At 68.0% G+C, this 20,403-nt stretch carries 19 protein-coding genes; 2 read left to right on the forward strand and 17 right to left on the reverse strand.

Translation table 11 applies throughout. The annotated features are described in order from the left end of the window. Position 1: 1 nt before the first annotated feature. From trpB to BST28156_RS01635, 14 genes are all read right to left on the reverse strand, one after another. The gene (gene trpB, locus BST28156_RS01570) at positions 2-1,195 is read right to left on the reverse strand and encodes a tryptophan synthase subunit beta (protein ID WP_060243022.1); all 1,194 of its coding nucleotides are present in this window, start codon (positions 1,193-1,195) and stop codon (positions 2-4) included. A gap of 56 nt (positions 1,196-1,251) precedes the next feature. Next, positions 1,252-1,950 carry a phosphoribosylanthranilate isomerase gene (locus BST28156_RS01575; RefSeq protein WP_174901277.1) on the reverse strand — a complete coding sequence of 233 codons (699 nt, stop codon included), beginning with the start codon at positions 1,948-1,950 and terminating at the stop codon, positions 1,252-1,254. Next, a complete protein-coding gene (gene truA / locus BST28156_RS01580) occupies positions 1,947-2,759 on the reverse strand; it encodes a tRNA pseudouridine(38-40) synthase TruA (RefSeq protein WP_060243017.1) in 813 nt (270 codons plus the stop codon). The genes BST28156_RS01575 and truA overlap by 4 nt, the downstream gene beginning before the upstream one ends. Then, on the reverse strand, positions 2,759-4,834 hold the full coding sequence (locus tag BST28156_RS01585) for a motility hub landmark protein FimV (RefSeq protein WP_174901278.1): 2,076 nt from the start codon (positions 4,832-4,834) through the stop codon (positions 2,759-2,761). Before BST28156_RS01585 ends, truA begins: the two co-directional genes overlap by 1 nt. Positions 4,835-5,389: 555 nt before the next feature. Further along, positions 5,390-6,511 (reverse strand): aspartate-semialdehyde dehydrogenase, encoded by a 1,122-nt coding sequence (asd, locus tag BST28156_RS01590; protein WP_060243013.1) that lies wholly within the window; start codon positions 6,509-6,511, stop codon positions 5,390-5,392. An 86-nt stretch (positions 6,512-6,597) separates the two neighbouring features. Beyond that, entirely contained in the window at positions 6,598-6,717 is a 120-nt protein-coding gene (locus tag BST28156_RS34630; RefSeq protein WP_006756675.1) for a hypothetical protein, read from the reverse strand. Positions 6,718-6,824: 107 nt separating this feature from the next. Next, positions 6,825-7,892 (reverse strand): 3-isopropylmalate dehydrogenase, encoded by a 1,068-nt coding sequence (gene leuB, locus BST28156_RS01600; RefSeq protein ID WP_006399581.1) that lies wholly within the window; start codon positions 7,890-7,892, stop codon positions 6,825-6,827. Positions 7,893-7,932: 40 nt separating this feature from the next. Beyond that, positions 7,933-8,583, reverse strand: coding sequence for a 3-isopropylmalate dehydratase small subunit (gene leuD / locus BST28156_RS01605; RefSeq protein WP_060243011.1), 651 nt, complete (start codon positions 8,581-8,583; stop codon positions 7,933-7,935). 67 nt (positions 8,584-8,650) lie between these two features. Beyond that, on the reverse strand, positions 8,651-8,797 hold the full coding sequence (locus BST28156_RS01610) for an entericidin A/B family lipoprotein (RefSeq protein WP_174901279.1): 147 nt from the start codon (positions 8,795-8,797) through the stop codon (positions 8,651-8,653). A gap of 3 nt (positions 8,798-8,800) precedes the next feature. After that, on the reverse strand, positions 8,801-10,210 hold the full coding sequence (gene leuC / locus BST28156_RS01615; protein WP_060243006.1) for a 3-isopropylmalate dehydratase large subunit: 1,410 nt from the start codon (positions 10,208-10,210) through the stop codon (positions 8,801-8,803). A gap of 200 nt (positions 10,211-10,410) precedes the next feature. After that, complete coding sequence (locus BST28156_RS01620) at positions 10,411-11,688, reverse strand: cytochrome-c peroxidase (RefSeq protein WP_437341278.1); 1,278 nt, start codon at positions 11,686-11,688, stop codon at positions 10,411-10,413. After that, positions 11,685-12,914 carry an alkaline phosphatase family protein gene (locus BST28156_RS01625; protein WP_174901280.1) on the reverse strand — a complete coding sequence of 410 codons (1,230 nt, stop codon included), beginning with the start codon at positions 12,912-12,914 and terminating at the stop codon, positions 11,685-11,687. The genes BST28156_RS01620 and BST28156_RS01625 overlap by 4 nt, the downstream gene beginning before the upstream one ends. A 56-nt stretch (positions 12,915-12,970) precedes the next feature. Beyond that, the gene (locus tag BST28156_RS01630; protein ID WP_174901368.1) at positions 12,971-13,741 is read right to left on the reverse strand and encodes a Tat pathway signal protein; all 771 of its coding nucleotides are present in this window, start codon (positions 13,739-13,741) and stop codon (positions 12,971-12,973) included. 33 nt (positions 13,742-13,774) lie between these two features. Continuing rightward, positions 13,775-14,605, reverse strand: a complete 831-nt coding sequence (locus tag BST28156_RS01635; protein ID WP_174901281.1) for a hypothetical protein — start codon at positions 14,603-14,605, stop codon at positions 13,775-13,777. Between the two features lie 404 nt (positions 14,606-15,009). Between BST28156_RS01635 and BST28156_RS01640 the strand changes: the two genes are divergently transcribed. Next, on the forward strand, positions 15,010-15,735 hold the full coding sequence (locus tag BST28156_RS01640) for a glutathione S-transferase (protein ID WP_060242999.1): 726 nt from the start codon (positions 15,010-15,012) through the stop codon (positions 15,733-15,735). Between the two features lie 19 nt (positions 15,736-15,754). On the opposite strand, the gene BST28156_RS01645 is transcribed toward BST28156_RS01640, so the two are convergent. Together BST28156_RS01645 and BST28156_RS01650 are read right to left on the reverse strand one after the other, a co-directional pair. Beyond that, entirely contained in the window at positions 15,755-16,153 is a 399-nt protein-coding gene (locus BST28156_RS01645; RefSeq protein WP_174901282.1) for a DUF4440 domain-containing protein, read from the reverse strand. A 19-nt stretch (positions 16,154-16,172) separates the two neighbouring features. Then, a complete protein-coding gene (locus tag BST28156_RS01650) occupies positions 16,173-17,552 on the reverse strand; it encodes an MFS transporter (protein WP_174901369.1) in 1,380 nt (459 codons plus the stop codon). A gap of 213 nt (positions 17,553-17,765) precedes the next feature. Here BST28156_RS01650 and BST28156_RS01655 point away from each other — a divergent pair, with 213 nt between their 5' ends. Beyond that, complete coding sequence (locus BST28156_RS01655) at positions 17,766-18,680, forward strand: LysR family transcriptional regulator (protein WP_174901283.1); 915 nt, start codon at positions 17,766-17,768, stop codon at positions 18,678-18,680. A gap of 93 nt (positions 18,681-18,773) precedes the next feature. Here the strand turns inward: BST28156_RS01655 and BST28156_RS01660 are convergent, their stop codons facing one another. Next, positions 18,774-20,306: an amino acid permease gene (locus BST28156_RS01660; protein ID WP_174901284.1), complete on the reverse strand. Its 1,533-nt coding sequence runs from the start codon at positions 20,304-20,306 to the stop codon at positions 18,774-18,776. Positions 20,307-20,403: the final 97 nt, after the last annotated feature.

Consider the following 20,403-nt stretch of genomic DNA (forward strand, 5'->3'; position numbering starts at 1 on the left):
GTCAGAGCGCGATGCCCGATCGCTCGGCGACCGTATGCATGTCCTTGTCGCCGCGGCCCGACAGGTTGACGAGCAGGATCCTGTCCTTCGGCAAGGTCGGCGCGAGCTTCACGCCGTACGCGATCGCGTGGCTCGATTCGAGCGCGGGAATGATCCCCTCGATCCGGCAGCAGTCGTGGAACGCCTTCAGCGCTTCGTCGTCGGTGATGCCGACGTACTGCGCGCGGCCGCTGTCCTTCAGCCATGCGTGCTCGGGGCCGACGCCCGGATAGTCGAGGCCCGCCGACACCGAATGCGTCTCGATGATCTGGCCGTTGTCATCCTGCAGCAGGTAGGTGCGGTTGCCGTGCAGCACGCCCGGGCTGCCGGCGATCAGCGACGCCGCGTGATGGCCGGTGTCGAGGCCGTCGCCGGCCGCTTCGACGCCGATCAGCTGCACCGACGTATCGTCGATATACGGATAGAAGATGCCCATCGCGTTCGAGCCGCCGCCGACGCACGCAATCACCGCATCGGGCTGCCGGCCCGCGAGTTCGGGCATCTGCACCTTGCACTCGTCGCCGATCACGCGCTGGAAGTCGCGCACCATCATCGGGTACGGGTGCGGGCCTGCGACCGTGCCGATGATGTAGAACGTGTTCTCGATGTTGGTGACCCAGTCGCGCATCGCTTCGTTCAGCGCGTCCTTCAGCGTGCGCGAGCCCGATTCGACCGGCACGACGGTCGCGCCGAGCAGCTTCATCCGGTACACGTTCGCGGCCTGGCGGCGCACGTCCTCGGCGCCCATGTAGACGACGCACTCCATCCCGAAGCGCGCGCAGATCGTCGCGGTCGCGACGCCGTGCTGGCCGGCGCCGGTTTCGGCGATCACGCGCTTCTTGCCCATCCGCTTCGCGAGCAGCGCCTGGCCGATCACGTTGTTGATCTTGTGCGCGCCGGTGTGGTTCAGGTCCTCGCGCTTCAGGTAGATCTGCGCGCCGCCGAGCGTCTCGCTCCAGCGCTGCGCGTGATAGATCGGCGACGGACGGCCGACGAAGTGCTTCAGCTCGCGCTCGAATTCGGCGACGAAATCGGGGTCGTTCTGGTATTTCGCATACGCGCCGCGCAGTTCGTCCAGCGCGTGCACCAGCGTCTCGGCGACGAACGTGCCGCCATACGGGCCGAAATGGCCGCGATCATCAGGAAGGTTGTACATGGTGTGTCACTCTCGATCGGTCGGCGCGCCCCGCCTGCGGGCCGCACCGGCTTGCATCACCCGGCGTCCGCTTCGCGCACCGCGCGCACGAACGCCGCCATCCGGGCGTGATCCTTCACGCCCTTTGCGCCCTCCACTTCGATGCCGCTCGAGACATCGACAGCAAACGGACGCAGCTGGCGTATCGCATCACCGACGTTTTGCGCGTTCAAGCCACCACTCAAAACGGCCCGACGCGCGAGCTCTGCGGGAATAAGTGACCAATCGAAGACCTTGCCGCTGCCGCCGTAGTCCGGCACGAGTGTGTCGAACAGCAGGCCGCGCGCTTTCGAATAATGAAGACCCGATTCTACCAAATCGGCCGACTGCGTCGAGGGCCCCACGCGCACCGCGCGCAGCCATGGCAGGCGTGCCGCGCGGCCGAGCGCGTCGCACTGCTCGGGGGTTTCGTCGCCGTGGAACTGCAGCAGCGTGAGCGGCACCTCGCGCACGACGGCCTCGATCTCGGCTTCGGTCGCGTTCACGAACAGCCCGACCACCGACACGAACGGCGGCGCGAGCTGCGCGAGTTCGGCCGCCTGCGCGATGCTCACCGCGCGCGCGCTCTTCGGATAAAACACGAGGCCGATCGCATCGGCGCCGAGCGCGGCCGCATGCAGCACGTCGTCGGCGCGCGACAGCCCGCACAGCTTGATGCGCGTGCGCGGCGGCAGGCCGGCCGCGGCGCCCGGGGAAGAAAGGGCGTGATCGGTCATGGTTGTGGGTCCAGATCGGCCCAGACGCTGCTCCACGGCACACTGCCGAGCTGCGCGGGCGGGACGGCGAATTCCGCCGGGTAGCCGACGTGGGCAAGGTACAGCCCGTCGGCCATGAAGGTGGGCGCCGCGAGGTTGCGGTCGCGCCCGGCCAGCACCGCGGCCATCCAGTCGGCCGGATAGCGGCCGCGCCCGACCGCGACGAGGCAGCCCATCAGGTTGCGCACCATGTGGTGCAGGAACGCGTTCGCGCGGAAGCGGAAATGCAGGAAATGGCCGACGCGCCGGATGTCGATCTGGTACAGGTGCTTGACCGGCGTCTTCGACTGGCATTCCGACGAGCGGAACGACGAAAAATCGTGCTCACCGATCAGGTGCGCGGCGGCGGCGCGCATCGCGTCGTCGTCGAGCGGCGTATGGATCCAGCCTGCACGGCGGTCCAGCATCGGCGAACGCACCGGGTGCACGTACAGCGCGTAGTAATAGGTGCGCTCGAACGCCGAGAAGCGCGCGTGGAACGCGTCCGTCATCGGCTTCGCCCATTGCACGGCAACGCTCGGCGGCAGGAACGCGTTGGTGCCGCGCACCCACGAAAACGCCTCGCGATCGAGATCGGTATCGAAGTGCACGACCTGCCCGAGCCCGTGCACGCCCGTGTCGGTCCGCCCCGCCACCGTCGTGTGCAGCGGCACGCGCGCGAATTCGGCGAGCGCGTGCTCGAGCGCGTTCTGCACGGTCTTGCCGTGCGGCTGCGCCTGCCAGCCGCAGAACGCCGCGCCGTCGTACTGAATGCCGAGTGCGATCCGCATCACGCCTCGTCCGCCAGTTTCGCGAGCAGCGCGCGCGCATCGTCGCGCGTCGCCGCATCGTTCGCGTCGACCACTTCCTGCAGCAGCGTGCGCGCGCCGGACAGGTCGCCCAGTTCCACATATTCGGCCGCGAGGTCGAGCTTGTTGCGCGCGATGCGCGCCAGTTCTTCCGGCGTCAGCGCGGGCAGCACCGCGCCCGGCGTCGGCGGCAGGTCGAGATCGAAATCGAGCTTCAGCGCGCCGAACTGTGCGCCGCCGAGCGGCGGCAGCGACGACGGCAAGGACGAATGGGCCGGTGCGTCGTCCGGCTCCCATTCGGGCTCGTCGTCGTGGTCGGCTCGATGTTGCGGGGTCGGATCGGCTGCGCCAATTGGCGGATGGGTGGTGGCTTGACCGTTAGTTGCGACTCGGGGGACTCCGACGTGCTCGTCCAGGCTACCCGGCGCGTCCGCCGCGAGCGACGACTCGCCCGGCGTGCGCGGCGGCAGCGGCATGTCGAGACTGCCGAGCGCGGTGATCGCGTTCTGCATCAGCGCCGCGTGCTGCGCATCGGTTGCCGGCGGCACGACGGGCGCGTCGGTCGACTCGGCGATCTCGGCCGGCTTTGCGTCGTGCGTCGCCGGCGATGCGTTGCTGGTCTGCGTCAATTCGGCATCGTCGGACGGCGAGTGCGTGTGCGCGTCATCCATCTTTGCCGTCGGCTCCAGCAGCGACGGCGCCGCTTCCGCGTCGGACGGTGCAACCGTTTCGGCCGCTGCCGCCGTGGCGGCGGCCAGATTCATGTCCGCTGCCGCATCGCGGGCAACCGGCATCTCCGGCTGGATCGGCAGTTCCTGCTCGACCTCCGGCACGGCCGCGGCAGCCGCGCCACCGCCTGCCGCAGCAGACGCCGCGGCCGCGTCGGCCTGACGCGCCTTGCGGCGCTTGCGCCACAGGAATCCGGCCGCCAGCACGACGACGGCCGCGCCGGCAACCGACGCCGGGCGCCAGTCGATCTGTTGCTCCGCGCGATTCGCGGGCGGCGGCGCGACCACGGGCGCGGCCGACTGCGCGGATGCCGACGCCGGCTGCGCCGCGCTGGCGGCGACCTCGGAAGCCGCATCGCTTGCCGGCGACGCGACGGCGGCCGATGCGCGTGCCTCGCCCGACGTCGCACGCGGCGCAACCGGCGCAGGCGCCGGTGCGACTGCGTCGGTCACGGCCGGCTTGCCGATCCCGTGTTTCTGCAGTTCCATCAGCACGCGATTCTTCAGCGCGAGCAGTTGCTGCAGGCTCGACGGGCGCGGCTGCGACGCCGCCGCGACGGGCGCCGCGCCGGCCGGCTCGCTCGCCGCGCGACTCCGCGCGCCCGACGCCGGCTGGACCGCCGCGTCGCTGGCGGACGACGGCGCGGACTGGATCGCACCGCTCCACATATGCGGGCCGCTCGCGCCCGCTGCCGCAGCAGCCGACGAAGCCGACGCCGTTTCACCGGCGACGAAAGAAGCGCCATGCGCCGCGGAGGCAGCGGATACAGCAGACGAAGCCGATGCGCCCGCCGCCGCCGCCGCGACGTTCGCGCCACTTGCCGTGCTCCGGTGCGCAGCCGAGGCCGCCGAAGCGGATGGCGCGGCAGACGACGCACCATGCGGCGCCGAAGCCGCGTGCTGCGCGCCCGCCGTCCCGCCCGAAGCGGCAATAGCCGCCGAGGCTGCCGCACTCGATGCGCCGGCCGGCGCCAGCGCCGCACCGTTCGCGTCGAGCGCGGGCACCGTCAGCGTCGCGCCGACTTTCAGGCGGCTCGGATCGCGCTTCATGAACGCCTGCGGATTCGCGTCGAACAGCGCGCGGCCGGCGCGCGCGAGCACGCCGGGATCGTGCGATTGCGTGGCCGCGATCGCGATGTCGTTGAGGGACTGGCCGGGCTGGACCGTGATCGCGAGCGGTGCGGGGCCTTCGGCCGCCGCAGTCGCATCGCCGGCACCGCTGCCGGCCGCCCAGACCGACGCGGCCGCGCCGAGCGCCAGGACCGCCAGCGCAGCGCGCACGGCGCGTGACAGACGGGACTGACGCGGAAACAAGGAAATTCGGGACATCGTTGGCTCTATCGCCGCGCGCGGGCGCGGCTCGGATTCGCGTATGGAAGCGTCAATAAAGTCGCCGCAGAAATGCAAAAGCGTCGCGCTGAACGCGACGCTTTCGGCCGGTCTGCGCGTCGTAACCGCGTAGTTTACTTCACGCGATCGGGTTCGGGCCGAATTCGTCTCCGACGGGCGCAACCGCACGGCACATTCGAGCGCGAACCGGCAGCCGCGCCAGACCACTCCACCCGCTTGCCGTACCTCCGCCACACCGATTCGACCGATCGCCCGGTGCAGCGCCGGTTTATCAAAAATCAGACATCAATTGATGCAAATACCGACAACAATTTCACGAAAGGAATGGATTGAAGCCCTTATACTACGCCCCGCATCACCTCCTCGTGCCAAAGGAACCGATGCAAGAAAGCCCCGGACCGGGAGAGCGGTTCGGGGCTTTCGCATTTGCGCGCGCGGCGCGCGGCCGCAGGCGACGCAGCCCCGCCCGAATAAAAAACGCGCCGGCCGCCCCGCGAGGGGCAGGCAGGCGCGTCGTTTTCCGCGCGTTCCGGCTTACTTGTCGAGCAGGATGCGCAGCATGCGGCGCAGCGGCTCGGCCGCGCCCCACAGCAGCTGGTCGCCGACCGTGAACGCCGACAGGTATTCGCCGCCCATCGCGAGCTTGCGCAGGCGGCCGACCGGCACCGTCAGCGTGCCCGTGACCTGCGCCGGCGACAGATCGCGCATCGACGCTTCGCGCTCGTTCGGCACGACCTTCACCCAGTCGTTCGCCGATGCGAGGATGCCGTCGATCTCGTCGAGCGGCACGTCCTTCTTCAGCTTGATCGTCAGCGCCTGCGAGTGGCAGCGCATCGCGCCGATCCGCACGCACAGGCCGTCGACCGGGATCGAGCCCGGCTCGCCCATCGCCGGCTTGCCGAGGATCTTGTTGGTTTCGGCGCCGCCCTTCCACTCTTCCTTCGACATCCCGTTGCCGAGATCCTTGTCGATCCACGGGATCAGCGAGCCGGCGAGCGGCACGCCGAAGTGGCTGGTCGGCATCGCGTCGCTGTTCATCGTCGCCAGCACGCGGCGATCGATGTCGAGGATCGCCGAAGCCGGATCGGCGAGCTGCTGCTGGACCGCGCCGTGCAGCGCGCCCATCTGCGACAGCAGTTCGCGCATGTTCTGCGCGCCCGCGCCCGACGCGGCCTGGTAGGTCATCGCCGTCATCCAGTCGACGAGGTTCTCGCGGAACAGGCCGCCGAGCGCCATCAGCATCAGGCTGACCGTGCAGTTGCCGCCGACGAAGTTCTTGGTGCCCTTGACGAGCGCGTCCTTGATCACGTCGAGGTTGACCGGATCGAGGATGATGACCGCGTCGTCCTTCATCCGCAGCGACGACGCCGCGTCGATCCAGTAGCCGTTCCAGCCGGCCGCGCGCAGCTTCGGGAACACGTCGTTCGTGTAGTCGCCGCCCTGGCACGTGATGATCACGTCGCACTTCTTCAGCTCGTCGACGTTGGTCGCGTCCTTGAGCGTGGTCTCGTTTTTCGCGAACGACGGCGCCTTGCCGCCCGTGTTGCTGGTGCTGAAGAACACCGGTTCGATCAGGTCGAAATCGCCCTCTTCCTGCATGCGCTGCATCAGGACGCTGCCGACCATGCCGCGCCAACCTACGAGACCTACGTTCATGACTAACCCTTTGCTTTGAATGGAGCTTCCCCGCCATTTCCGTCCCCGCGTGACCGCGCGGGGAAACAGGCGGGCACGACGGACGATCAGCGTTTAATGATCGTTTTCGTGGTAATGGTTTTCGTGATGACGATGGCGCGCGCACCCGCACGGGCAGTGTTGCCGTGGAGTTTCAGGACCGGGGAGATCAGGGAAATCAGCGCCATCGTTCGAGTCTACACAAAGCCGGTTGGCCGCACAACGGCCAACCGCGGGCGAACGAGCCGATTTTTGCGGCCCGTTCGCGCCCTTTTCTACCTTACTTCCGCATCGCCTACAGCGCCGCGACCACCGCGTCGCCCATCGCCGCCGTGCCGACCTGCTTGCAGCCCGGCGTCGCGATGTCGCCGGTGCGGTAGCCCTGTTCGAGCACCGTTTTCACCGCGCGCTCGATGCGATCGGCCTGCTCGGCGCGATTCAGCGAATAGCGCAGCAGCATCGCGGCCGACAGGATCGTCGCGAGCGGATTCGCGATGCCCTTGCCCGCGATGTCCGGCGCCGAACCGTGCGACGGCTCGTACAGGCCCTTGTTGTTCTTGTCGAGCGACGCCGACGGCAGCATGCCGATCGAGCCCGTCAGCATCGACGCCTCATCCGACAGGATGTCGCCGAACATGTTGCCGGTGACGATCACGTCGAACTGCTTCGGCGCCTTCGCGAGCTGCATCGCCGCGTTGTCGACGTACATGTGCGACAGCTCGACGTCCGCGTATTCCTTCGACACGTCGATCATGATGTCGCGCCAGAACTGCGACGTCTCGAGCACGTTCGACTTGTCGACCGACAGCAGCTTCTTCGCGCGCTTTTGCGCAGCCTGGAACGCGACGTGCGCGATGCGGCGCACTTCCGGCTCCGAATAGCGCATCGTGTCGAAGCCTTCGCGCTCGCCCGCGAACGGGCCGTCCGGCGCGGCGCGCACGCCGCGCGGCTGGCCGAAGTAGATGTCGCCGTTCAGTTCGCGCACGATCAGGATGTCGAGGCCCGCGACGAGTTCCGGCTTCAGCGGCGACGCGTCGACGAGCTGCGGATAGCAGATCGCCGGACGGAAGTTCGCGAACAGCTCGAGGTGCTTGCGCAGCCCGAGGATCGCCTGCTCGGGACGCAGCGCGCGTTCGAGCGAATCGTACTTCCAGTCGCCGACCGCGCCGAACAGGATCGCGTCGGCTTCCTTCGCGAGCTTCAGCGTCGCGTCCGGCAGCGGATGGCCGCTCGCCTCGTAGCCCGCGCCGCCGACCGGCGCCTGTTCGAGTTCGAACTTCTCGTCGAGTGCGTTCAGCACCTTCACCGCTTCGGTGACGATTTCCGGACCGATGCCGTCGCCCGGCAGCACTGCAATCTTCATGCGTTATTCCTGACTGGGTAGGTTGTGAATGCCACGGCGCTCAGCCGACCAGCTTGTTGTTCAGCCACGGCTGCTTCGCGAGCCGCTCGGCTTCGAACTGGCGAATCTTGTCCGCGTGACGCAGCGTGAGGCCGATGTCGTCGAAGCCGTTCAGCAGGCAGTACTTGCGGAACGCGGTGATCTCGAACGGATACTCGCGGCCGTCCGGCGCGCGCACGACCTGCGCGTCGAGGTCGATCGTCAGCTGATAGCCGTTGAACGCGACCGTCTCGTTGATCAGGTGGTCGACCTGCTGCTCGGTCAGCACGATCGGCAGCAGTCCGTTCTTGAAGCAGTTGTTGAAGAAGATGTCGGCGAAGCTCGGCGCGATGATCGCGCGGAAGCCGTACTGCTGCAGCGCCCACGGCGCATGCTCGCGCGAGCTGCCGCAGCCGAAGTTCTTGCGCGTGACGAGGATCGACGCGCCCTGGTAGCGCGGCTGGTTCAGCACGAAGTCCGGGTTCAGCGGACGCTTCGAGTTGTCCTGGCCCGGCTCGCCGTGGTCGAGGTAACGCCACTCGTCGAACGCGTTCGGACCGAAGCCCGTGCGCTTGATCGACTTCAGGAACTGCTTCGGAATGATCGCGTCGGTGTCGACGTTCTCGCGATCGAGCGGCGCCACGACGCCGGTATGCACAATGAATTTTTCCATGATCCGCTATCCGGTTGAAGGGCCGGCACTCGGCCGGCGCACATCGACAAATTCTCGGGGGTCGGCGTCAGTCCGCGGCGCGCTGCAGCGCGTTGCCGGCGGCGTTGACGTCCTCCCCGAAGCCTCGGACGGTATTGCAGCCCGCGAGGCCGAAGCCCAGCCCCGCGATCGCCAGCGCGGCGAGCAGCCGCGCGATGCGTTTCGATGCCGTCACGCGTTACCCCAGCTTGCGAATATCGACGAAATGGCCTTCGATCGCCGCCGCCGCCGCCATCGCGGGGCTGACCAGGTGCGTGCGGCCGCCCGCGCCCTGCCGGCCTTCGAAGTTGCGGTTCGACGTCGACGCGCAGCGCTCGCCCGGATCGAGCCGGTCGGCATTCATCGCGAGGCACATCGAGCAGCCCGGCTCGCGCCATTCGAAGCCCGCGTCGGTGAACACCTTGTCGAGGCCTTCGCGCTCGGCCTGCGCCTTCACGAGGCCCGAGCCCGGCACGACCATCGCGAGCCGCACGTTCGGCGCGACGCGGCGGTTCAGCTTCTTCACGACGTATGCGGCCGCGCGGATGTCCTCGATGCGCGCGTTCGTGCACGAACCGATGAAGATCTTGTCGACCTTGATCGACTCGATCGGCGTGTTCGGCGCGAGCGCCATGTAGGCCAGCGCGCGCTCCATCGCGTCGCGCTTGACCGGATCCTTCTCGCGCTCGGGATCGGGCACGCGACCGTCGATCGACGTGACCATCTCCGGCGACGTGCCCCACGTGACCTGCGGGACGATCTCGGCCGCGTTCAGCTCGACGACGCGATCGAAATGCGCGCCTTCGTCCGACTTGAACTGGCGCCAGTATTCGACGGCCTGATCCCATTCCGCGCCGGTCGGCACGAACGGACGGCCCTTCAGGTAGTCGATCGTCGTGTCGTCGACCGCGACCATGCCCGCGCGCGCGCCGGCTTCGATCGCCATGTTGCAGACCGTCATGCGGCCTTCCATCGTCAGCGCGCGGATCGTCGAGCCGCCGAATTCGATCGCGTAGCCCGTGCCGCCTGCCGTGCCGATCCTGCCGATGATCGCGAGCACGATGTCCTTCGCGGTGCAGCCGCGCGGCAGCGCGCCCTCGACCTTCACCAGCATGTTCTTGCTCTTCTTCTGCAGCAGCGTCTGCGTCGCGAGCACGTGCTCGACTTCCGACGTGCCGATGCCGTGCGCGAGCGCGCCGAACGCGCCGTGCGTCGACGTGTGCGAATCGCCGCACACGATCGTCATGCCCGGCAGCGTCGCGCCCTGCTCGGGCCCGATGATGTGGACGATGCCCTGGCGCAGGTCGTTCATCTTGAACTGCGTGATGCCGTACGCGTCGCAGTTCGCGTCGAGCGTGTCGACCTGCAGCTTCGAGACGGGGTCGGCGATGCCGTGGCTGCGGTCGGTGGTCGGCACGTTGTGGTCCGACACGGCCAGGTTCGCGCTGATGCGCCACACCGGACGCTGCGCGAGCTTCAGCCCTTCGAACGCCTGCGGGCTCGTGACTTCATGCAGCAACTGACGGTCGATGTACAGCAGGGTCGTACCGTCTTCCTCGGTGTGGACGACGTGGGTATTCCACAGTTTGTCGTAGAGAGTCTGTGCCATGGGTATGCGGGGTCGTTGTGACTACAAGCCTTGCGGATGGAGCCGATTATGCCACGCGGAATGCGCGCCGGCGCAGGCCGGACGCTAAAAAACCCATTAAAAACAGTAGCTTGGCTGGTAGTTCCAATACCTGTATCGGCATTACCCGGCAAATCGGCACGCAGCGCGCGCCGCCCGGCCGGGACGCACTGCGCGCGCCGTCACTGCGGCTTGCGCGGGCCGCGCTGCGCCGCCGCCGGCAACACGTACCCGTCGTCGAGCGTCGCCAGGAACGCGGCGACGTCGTCGATATCGCGCTCGCTCCACACCGGCCGCTCGCCGCGCCGGCGCGTCAGCGGCGCATCCGTCGTGTCGACGTTCGCGCGCAGGTTCGCGGGCAGGTCGTCGTACGGCACCACCCGGCCGCGCCGATCCTTCGAATACCACTTCGCGGGATCCGTATCGCGCTGCACGTAGAAGCGCAGCACGTCCTTCAGCGCGTGGAAACGTCCGTTGTGGAAGAACACGCGCCGCGTCGCCGTATTGCGCAGCGACGGCGTCTTGAACAGCCCGCAGTTCGCGCGGTCTGCCGACTGGTCGGTGCGCACCGGCCCGCACAGGCCGAGGTCGTAGTAAGCGGGATTCGCGTTCGCGCGCAGCTCCCGGTTGCGCGGCACGCCGAGCGCCTCGAACGTGAAGTCGGTCAGCAGCGGATGCGCGCCGTTCACGCCCGGCTGATCGATATGGCACGACGCGCAATTGCCGCGAGCGGGATCGTCGAACAGCCGCTTGCCGCGCATCTCCTGCGCGCTCAGCGCGACCTTGCCGTCGAGGTAGTAGTCGAACTTGCTGGTGTACGGATGAAAGTCGGGATCCTCGAGCTCGAAACGCTCGATCGCGAGCGCCGCGTTCGCAAACGCCTGCTTCGGATCGTCGAGCGCATGCGCGCCGAACACCGCACGAAAGCGCGCCGCATACGGCGCGGCCCGCAGCTTCGCGACGACGGCCTCCGGATTCGGGTTCGCCATCTCGTCCGGGTTCAGCAGCGGAAAGGCCGCCTGGTCGCGCAGCCGGTTGAAGCGGCCATCCCAGCCGAACCCGCCGATCGGCGCGTTGTCGGTTTCGGTCAAGCGCTCGGCCACGCTTGCAGCCTGTGCGTGCGACCAGATCGGCGTCCGGTTCAGCACGTAGCGCAGGCTCGGCACCGCGCGCGTGCCCTGCCGCTTCAGGTCGGCGCCGCCGAGCTGCGCGGCGAGGCCGTTCGGCGGGCCGTAAGCGTGCGCGGGGCTGTGGCAGGTCGCGCACGACATCCGGCCCGACGCGGACAGCGACGGATCGAAGAACATCAGCTTGCCGAGCGCGGCCGCGTCGCCCGGGTCGGCCACAGCGGCCGGCGCCGCGCCGGCACGCGTCGCGCAGAGTCCGAGCGCCAGCGCGAAGCCCAGCGCGCGCCAGCCGACGCGCCGTTGCGCGCCGCCGATCGTCCGCAGCGCCTTCACAGGTTCGTGAAGATGTCGTTGCCGAAGCCCTGCAGCCCGGCCTGCGCCGCGTAGCCGAGGTGATCGAGGCCGAAGATGTCCTCGATGCTGCGGAGCATCGAATAGTGGTTGTACTGCACCGTCGACACCGTGCCCGGCTTGATGAACTTCGAGATCATCACCGCGCCCGTCTGGTCGCCGCCGAAGCTCTGCTTCGTCAGCTCGATCGTCGCGCCCTTGTAGTTGAGCGACGAGGTCTGCGGGAACGGCGCGAGGTTCGGGCCGGGCTGCTCGCTGCAGCACGTGGCGCCCGCAAAGGTGAACGCGGTCACGCCCGGCGACGGCTGCGTGACGCTCGCGTAGCTGCTTTCGTCGAAGTTGACGATCAGCAGACCGTCTTTCTGGAACGCCGGCGACGCGGTGATCAGCGGCACCCACTTCTTCAGGAACGCATCGGCGCTCGTCAGGCCGCCCGGCTCGCCGTTCACGCACGGCGCGTCGTGGCCGTCGTGGCACAGGTTCGGCGTGATCAGGTTGAAGTTCGCGGTGGTGTCGACCGATTTCAGGTCGTTCTCGAGGTTCGCAAGATTCACGACGTTCTTCTCGCAGTCCGGCGAGTCGATGATCGAATGGAAGTACACGAACGGGTTGTGGCGCGCCGCGTACTGGTCGCCGGCCGGCACTGCCGCGCTCGGCGCCTGCGCCGCCTGCGTGAGGTCGGTCGTGTTCAGCGTCGGATGGCCGCAGGTCGCCGCCTCGCGCGACGGATCGTTGCCCATGTCCTCCTCGTAGCCCTTCCACGTGTAGCCGGCCGCCTTCAACTGGTCGGGCAGCGTCTTCACGCTCGCCGGATACACGCAGCCGGAGCCGATCGCCTGCCCGTCCGGCGTCATCCCGGTCAGCTTGAAGTCCTGGTACACCATGCAGTCGTTGTCGGTTTCATTGGTCGGCGACTGGCCGCTGAGCATCGCGATGTAGTTGTCGAGGCTCACGTGCCCGGTGCCGTAGTACTGCTGCACCAGCGCGCCCTGCGCGGACAGCGTCGTGGCGAGATACGGCGCCTTCGTGTTCGCGCCGAAGGTGGTCGCGTAGTTCTCGTTTTCGAGCGTGATCACGAACACGTGACGAATCTGCTGCTGGCCGCTGGCCTGCATCGACGAAGACGATCCGCACGCCGCGACGATCAGCGCGACGAGCGACCCGAGCGCGGCCACCAGCGTGGCACGCATCAGCAAGCGAAAGGACATGACGACTCCGGAATTGACGTGAATGGATACGGGAAACGGGCGGACCTCCGTCCAGCCTAGCCGTTCGGATATTCCTGGTTGATCAGCGCGATCCGCAGCATGCCGAGCTGCGCGCCCAGATTGCCGAGCAGGTAGAGATCGCGACGACGCAGCGCCGCCTGCTGCGCGGACGCGTCGTAGGCGGACGGCAGCGCCAGGCCGGCCGGCACCGCGGCCTGCATGCCGAGCGCATTCGACGCCTGCACGGCAAGCGCCGCCTGATCCCGATGCGTGACGACACCGACCTGGCCGAGCGCCGCGGCCGAGCCGGCCTGCTTGACGATCGCGGCGGCCACGCCGTCCGGTGTCGGCACCGTGCTGAGCGCCGTGGCGGCCGATACGGCCGGCGTCGCGATCGACGTGACGCCGGCCGTCAGCGCGTATTTCGACGCGAGCACGCTCGCCACTTCCTGCTGCGCGAAGATCGGCGCCGCGACTTGCTGGTGAAGCTGGAACACGGCGTCGGCAATCGCTTCGTTCACCGGGCCGGGCAGCGGCGTCGTCGAACCGGTCGCCGGCGCACGGCTGCCGAAGCCGAACGCGACGAGGGTCCGGATCGCGCTCGCGGCGACGGTCGGCGGCGTCCACGAAAAAAACGCATTGAACAGGTAGCCGCTGTCAGCAGCGGCCACCGTGCGGTCGTCGAGTTCGTTGGTCAGCTTGCCGAGCATCTGGCGCTGCAGTTCGGCATCGGAATACGGGACGTCGCCGGCGAAACCGGGCGTGCTGGCCGCACACGATGCGGCGAACAGCGACGTGGAGGCGAGGAAATGGCGGCGGGTCTGCATGGTCATGGAAATCGGATGGAATGGGGGAATGCGTCAGCCTTTCGGGAACGCCTGCATCGTGGCGACGGTGGCGCTCGTCAGCATCTGCGCGTACATGTCGTGCACCAGATAGAGATTGCGGTTGCGCGTCCACGGCTGCCCCGATTGCGGGTCGTAGAGCGTCGGCAGCGGCACCTCGGCCGCCGCGGCCGCCTGCATGCCGGCCTGCTGCGAAGTCTGGATGCAGCGTTTCGCGTGATCGCGATGACCGACGACCGCGACCTTGCCCATCGCGGCCGCCCCGCCTGCGCGCGACACGGCCACGGCCGCGACGCCGGCCGTGCTCAGGTAGACGATCGTGCCGTCGCTGGCGATCTGCGGTTCGATCGACGTCAGCACGTCGGTGCCCATTCCGTATTTCGAGACGAGAAAGCGCGCGATCTCCCACTGCGCGTAGACCTTCACCGGCTTGAGCCGATAGATCGCGTGCACGGCGTCCGCGAGTGCTTCGTTGACGGGGCCCGGATCGGGCAGCGCGGCCTGGTTGCCGCCCGTGCTCGACGTGTTGCCGCTCGCCGCGTTCGGGCGATTGCCGAAGCTGTACGCGACGATCGCGCCGGCCTGTGCAGCCGCGATCGTCGGCAGGTCCCAGGTGAAGCCGACATCGAGCATCGCCGGCATGACGGCGTCGACGGTCGCGGCATCGCCGAGCTGCGCGTTCAGCTTCGCCGACATCTGCGCGGCGAGTGCGGCGTCGCTGACCGGCGTCGACGTGACATCGTCGCCGCCGCATGCGGCCAGCAGCGAGGTCGCGGCGACGGCCGGCGCGGCGGCGAGGAATTTCCTGCGGGAAGAAACGGGTTGATCGGGCTGATTCAAGTTCATGAGAAATACGAAATGATGCGTATCGCGCCGGTGTCGGAGAGCGGACGTCGGCGTTTCGAGTCGCGGGTTCACGGGAATATGGCCATCCGGCGAGTCGTACACCGGACGCGACGAACGTCGAAATGCGGAGACAGCGCCATGCATCGAGCAATTGACGATGCGCGATCGTATTGGCCGTTTATTAAGTTCCAGTGAAATTTTCGATCTAATCGCGTCGATCGTTTCCGCGTTTCGCCTATGAACCGATTTGTTCCGGATATGGTGAATCAGCCGGTCAATTTCACGGGTTGGTGACGCGCGGCAATTTCCGCGCGATCTCCTAGACTGTCTATTTGCGACGGGCAACGCAGCGACGCCCGCCCCCGCGATTCAGCAGCGCCCGCCTCGTCGGGCAGGAGAACGGCATGCGTTATGAACTCTATTACTGGCCCGAGATCCAGGGCCGTGGCGAATACGTGCGGCTCGCGCTCGAAGCCGCCGAAGCGGACTACGTCGACGTCGCGCGCGAGTCGGGCCGCGGCATGGGCGTATCGGCGATGATGCGCATGATGGACAGCGAGAAAACCGAATGCGTGCCGTTCGCGCCGCCGTTCCTGAAGGCCGGCGACGTGCTGGTCGGACAGGCCGCGAACATCCTGCTGTTTCTCGGCACGCGGCTCGGGCTCGCGCCCGACGACGAGGCTGGCCGGCTATGGGTGCATCAGCTCCAGCTGACCGTCGCCGATTTCGTCACCGAGATCCACGATACGCATCACCCGATCGCGAGCGGCCTGTATTACGAGGACCAGAAGGCCGAGGCCGCCGAGCGCGCGAGCGACTTCCTCCAGCATCGACTGCCGAAATTCCTCGGCTACTTCGATCGCGTGCTCGAACGGAATCCGCACGCGAGCGGCTATCTCGCCGGCCGCGCGCTGAGCTACGCGGACCTGTCGATGTTCCAGCTGATCGAGGGATTGCGCTACGCATTCCCGAACGCGATGAAGCGCGCGGAACGGGACGTCGCGGCGCTGGTCGGGCTGCACGACCGTGTCGCGCAACTGCCAGCCATCGCGCGCTACCTCGCGTCCGAACGCCGCATTCCGTTCAACGAGATGGGGATCTTCCGGCACTACCCGGAACTGGATTCGTGAGGCCGGCGCGCGCCGGCGCTCAGGCCGTCACGGGCGTCTCGTGCAGGTGCTGCCAGACGATGCGGCCGTCCGCTTCGCGCCGCAGCACGGCGGTCGAGCGCCGGACCGTGCGCCGCCCCGCTCCGTCGGTCTGCGTCTCGCGATAGCCGATCACCGCGCCGTCGGTGCAGCCGGCGATTTCGCGCAGTTCGTCGATCGCGATCTGCAGCCCCGGACGCGCACCGTGTCCATGGGAAAACAGCGCATCGACGCCCGCGCAATCGAGCACCGCGCCCGACGTCGTCATCATCGAAAATTCCGGCGCGAAACGCGCGAGCAGCGGCGCGAGCCGCTCGGGGCCCGCGCGGCCGGACAACCAGTCTTCGATGTCGACGTGGGCATCGACGATTTCGTTGCAAAACGGATTCGGCAGATTCATCAGTCTCTCAGGTTCGTTTTCATGGTCGGGACGAAACGGCTTGCACAGCCGGCGCGCGATGCGCGGGCAGCCGCACGATCATGCCGAGCGGCAGCAAGGTCAGCAGTACCGCCAGCCCGAAGCACCAGCGGTACGGCGCCGGGCCGCCCGCGTCGAGCGCCAGCAGCGCATTGAGCGCGCTGCCGAGCACGGCCACGCCGAGACAAAAGCTCAACTGGCGGTTGATATTCCACAGCGCGCTCGCGTCGCCCATCCGCTCGGCCGGCACATCGACGAACGCCGCGCTTTGCGACGTGCTCGTGCACAGACTCGCACCGAAGCCCATCGCGACGAAGGCCGCGATGCGCACCGCCTCGAAGGTGGCCCACGGCGTCGCGAGCAGCACGATGCCCGTGCAGTCGACCGCGATCCCGCAGACGAACAGCGGTTTCGCGCCGCACCGCGGAAACCCGCGGCGCGTCGTCGCGATCGCGAAGAACGCCGCGATCGCCCACGGCAGCATCAGCGCGCCGACATGCGCGGCGCTCAGCCCGAGCGTGTCCTGCAGATAGAGCGACGTAACGAGATTGACGCCGGTAAAGACGCCCGGCACGCACAGATAGACCACGACGCCGATCCGCAGCAGCGGCTGTGCCAGCAGGCGCAGGTCGAGCACCGGCGCCGCCGCACGACGCGCATGCGCCGCATAGCCGGCGCCGGTCGCCGCCGCGAGCATCAGCATCGCCAGCGGAAATGCCGCGCCGCCGGGCAGCCCGGCCGCGCTCAGCCCGAGCAGCAACGCGACCAGCGCCGCCGCGCTGAGGCCGAGCCCATGCCAGTCGAGCCGCGGCGGCCGCTCGCGCGCGCCGTCGCGCGGCAACCATGCGAACGCGAGCGCGCAGGTCGCCAGCGCGATCGGCAGCATCGCGAAGAAGATCGCGCGCCACGCCCCGCGATCGACGATCGCGCCGCCGATCGCGGGCGACAACGCCGGCACGAGCAGCGCGACCATCATCACGACCGACGTGAGCCGTGCCCGCGCGTGAGGCGGATACGCGCGATAGGCGATCGTCTGCCCGACCGGAATCAGCAGCCCGCCGCCGAGCCCCTGGATCAGCCGCGATGCGAGCAGCGTCTCGATCGACGGCGACGCGCCGACGCAGGCGCTGCCGAATCCGAACAACAGCAGCGACGCCGCCAGCACGCGACGTTCGCCGCAGCGGCGCGCGAGCCATGTGCCGAGCGGAATCACGACGGTCAGCCCGAGCACGTACAGGTTGCCGATCCACGCGAGCTGCGCGACCGATGCGTGCAGTTCGCGCTGCAATGCCGGATACGCGGCATTGAGCATGAACATGTTCGCGAGATCGAGCGCGAAGCCGAGCAGATAGACGACGGCGATCCTGAAACGGTCTGGCATGGCGGCGTAAAACATCACGAAACGCCGCAGTGTAGGTCGCGCCGCCCGCGCCGGTAAGCGGCCGGATTCGACCGGTCCCGTCGAAAAACTTTGACAATCGGCAGCCGCCTCGACGCAGCGACGCGCCGGGCCGCGGTACGCGACGCCCGCATGCGCCGCACATTCGGGTACCCTTCGATCCGTCTATCGTGTTCACGGGATGAACGACACCTCATGGTGAGCCTGGATCGTTTCGTCGTATTTCGCGCCGTGGTCGAGGCCGGCTCGTTCACGGCCGCCGCGACCGCGCTGAACCAGGCGCGCGCGGCCGTCAGCTTCAACATCAAGCAGCTCGAAACCGAGCTCGGCGTCACGCTGCTCACGCGGACCACTCGCCGCGTCGAGCTGACCGATGCCGGCGAGCGCTTCTACCGGCGCTGCCTGCGCGTGCTCGACGAAGCCGAAGGCGCGATCGACGAGGTGCGCGGCGAACATGGCGGGATGGCCGGCATCCTGCGCGTCACATCGACGGTCGAGTATGCGGCGCGCGTCCTCGCACCGGCGCTGCATGCGTTTACCGCGCTGCACCCCGCGCTGCGCGTGCGGCTCGAAACGCATACGTCGCAGGCCGATCTCGTGCGCGACCGCTTCGACGTCGCAATCCGGCTCGGCCGCCACGAGCACTTTCGCGACCTGCCGTATCGCGGCGTCTGCCTCGGCACCTACGACGTGCTGCCGGTGATGGCGCCCGATCTGCCCGCGCGCGCCGGCGTCCCGCATCCGACATCGCCCGACGACCTCGCGCGCCTGCCGCAGCTCGGCCACAGTCGCCTCGAGCGAATCGCGCAATGGACGCTCACCGATCGCGCGGGCGCCGAACATGTATTCCGGCCTCCCGGGAAACCCCGCATCGTCGTCGACAACGCATCGGTGCTGCGCGAACTGGCGCGTGCAGGCAGCGGTGTCGCGCTGCTGCCCGCCTGGCTCGTGCATGACGATCTCGAAGCCGGCACGCTGGTCGACGCGCTGCCCGCGTACCGGTTTCCGCAACAGAACGTCTATGCGCTGTACGTCGCGACGCGGCACGTTCCGCAGAAAGTGCGCGCGTGGGTGGACTTCATGAAGGCGCAGCTGAAGCACGCGCGCTGAGCGCGGATCGCGTGCATGACCGCTGCATGCCCGATCACGGCAGCCGGCCGCACGATGTGGCGACCGGCCCCCGTTGCCTGCGCAGGCGAACGCTCAGCGCGACGGACCATGCTGCGCGACCGTCGCATCGACCGCGTCGACCGAGCGCGTCAGCCACGGCCCGATGTCCATCTCCTCGTAGCGCACGAGCCGGCTCTTGCGCACGCGGCGATACGCAAACCAGATCGCGACGAACAACGGAATCCACACGTAGATCGACAGCACCTCCATCCAGTCGATACGGGCTGCGAAGAACGCCTGATAGTCCTGCCCGAGCGAGATCACGATGCAGATCGCGATCGCGAACAGCGGCCCGAACGGGAACCACTTCGCGCGATACGGCAGCTGGTCGAGCCGATAGCCCTGCCGCAGGAAACCCTTGCGGAACCGGTAATGGCACACCGCGATGCCGAGCCACGCGATGAAGCCCGTGATGCCCACCGTGTTCAGCAGCCACAGATAGATGCTCTGGTTGTTGACCAGCGAGGTCAGGAAGCACAGCCCGCCGACCGCCATCGTCGCGTACAGCGCGTTGCGCGGCACGCCGCCCGGCGACAGCGTCGCGAACATCGCGGGCGCGCGCCGCTCCGCCGCGAGGTTGTACAGCATCCGCGTCGCCGCGTAGGTGCCGGAATTGCCGGCCGACAGCACGGCCGTCAGGATCACGAGATTCATCGCGCCGGCGGCAAGCCGGAACCCCGCGTGGCTGAACACCAGCGTGAACGGGCTCACGCCGATGTCGGTCACGTCGCTCTTCAGCAGGTTCGGATCCGTGTACGGCACCAGCAGGCCGATCACGAAGATCGCGAGCACGTAGAACAGCATGATGCGCCAGAAGATCTGCTTCACCGCGCGCGGAATCGTCTTGCGCGGGTTCTCCGATTCGCCTGCCGTGATGCCGACCAGTTCGGTGCCGAGAAACGAGAAGCCCGCGATCAGCGCGACGCTCATCATCGCGTGCACGCCGCCGACGAACGGCGCGTCGCCGGTCGTGAAGTTGCGCAGTCCGACCGCGTGCCCGCTGCCGATCAGGCCGGCCGCGATCAGCAGCCCGGCCGCGATGAACGCAACGACCGTGACGACCTTGATCAGCGAGAACCAGTATTCGGACTCGCCGAAGCCGCGCACCGACAGCGTGTTCAGCACGAAGATCAGCACCAGGAAGCCCGCGCCCCACCATATGCCCGGCACCGACGGAAACCAGTAGCGCATCACGATCTGCGCGGCGACCAGCTCGATCGCGATCGTCACGGCCCAGCTGTACCAGTAGGTCCAGCCGAGCGCGACGCCGAAGCCTTCGTCGACGTACTTCTCGCCGTAGATCGCGAACGACCCCGACACCGGCATCAGCGCGGCCATCTCGCCGAGGCCGGTGACGACGAAGTAGACCATCAGCCCGATCGCGATATACGCGGCGATCGCGCCGCCCGGCCCCGCCTGCGCGACCGATGCGCCCGACGCGACGAACAGCCCCGTGCCGATCGAACCGCCGATCGCGATCATCGCGATATGGCGCCCCTGCAGCCGACGCTTCAGCGTCGTCCCGGACGGCGCGGCCGTCTCCACTGCCGCTTGCAAAGCATCCATCGTATTCACCCTGAATGGTTGTCGGGTCGATTCATTTCATTTGGAATACGAATCGATCGACCCGGTGATTCGCATCGAAACGGAACCGGCGCATGGC

The sequence above is a fragment of the Burkholderia pseudomultivorans genome (genome assembly GCF_902499075.1).
Lineage (GTDB): Bacteria > Pseudomonadota > Gammaproteobacteria > Burkholderiales > Burkholderiaceae > Burkholderia > Burkholderia pseudomultivorans.

Coding starts and splice junctions, on each gene's coding strand:
- trpB (WP_060243022.1), bottom strand. CDS start 1,195: ATGTACAACCTTCCTGATGATCGCGGCCATTTCGGCCCGTATGGCGGC.
- BST28156_RS01575 (WP_174901277.1), bottom strand. CDS start 1,950: ATGACCGATCACGCCCTTTCTTCCCCGGGCGCCGCGGCCGGCCTGCCG.
- truA (WP_060243017.1), bottom strand. CDS start 2,759: ATGCGGATCGCACTCGGCATTCAGTACGACGGCGCGGCGTTCTGCGGC.
- BST28156_RS01585 (WP_174901278.1), bottom strand. CDS start 4,834: ATGTCCCGAATTTCCTTGTTTCCGCGTCAGTCCCGTCTGTCACGCGCC.
- asd (WP_060243013.1), bottom strand. CDS start 6,511: ATGAACGTAGGTCTCGTAGGTTGGCGCGGCATGGTCGGCAGCGTCCTG.
- BST28156_RS34630 (WP_006756675.1), bottom strand. CDS start 6,717: ATGGCGCTGATTTCCCTGATCTCCCCGGTCCTGAAACTCCACGGCAAC.
- leuB (WP_006399581.1), bottom strand. CDS start 7,892: ATGAAGATTGCAGTGCTGCCGGGCGACGGCATCGGTCCGGAAATCGTC.
- leuD (WP_060243011.1), bottom strand. CDS start 8,583: ATGGAAAAATTCATTGTGCATACCGGCGTCGTGGCGCCGCTCGATCGC.
- leuC (WP_060243006.1), bottom strand. CDS start 10,210: ATGGCACAGACTCTCTACGACAAACTGTGGAATACCCACGTCGTCCAC.
- BST28156_RS01625 (WP_174901280.1), bottom strand. CDS start 12,914: ATGTCCTTTCGCTTGCTGATGCGTGCCACGCTGGTGGCCGCGCTCGGG.
- BST28156_RS01630 (WP_174901368.1), bottom strand. CDS start 13,741: ATGCAGACCCGCCGCCATTTCCTCGCCTCCACGTCGCTGTTCGCCGCA.
- BST28156_RS01635 (WP_174901281.1), bottom strand. CDS start 14,605: ATGAACTTGAATCAGCCCGATCAACCCGTTTCTTCCCGCAGGAAATTC.
- BST28156_RS01640 (WP_060242999.1), top strand. CDS start 15,010: ATGCGTTATGAACTCTATTACTGGCCCGAGATCCAGGGCCGTGGCGAA.
- BST28156_RS01645 (WP_174901282.1), bottom strand. CDS start 16,153: ATGAATCTGCCGAATCCGTTTTGCAACGAAATCGTCGATGCCCACGTC.
- BST28156_RS01650 (WP_174901369.1), bottom strand. CDS start 17,552: ATGCCAGACCGTTTCAGGATCGCCGTCGTCTATCTGCTCGGCTTCGCG.
- BST28156_RS01655 (WP_174901283.1), top strand. CDS start 17,766: ATGGTGAGCCTGGATCGTTTCGTCGTATTTCGCGCCGTGGTCGAGGCC.
- BST28156_RS01660 (WP_174901284.1), bottom strand. CDS start 20,306: ATGGATGCTTTGCAAGCGGCAGTGGAGACGGCCGCGCCGTCCGGGACG.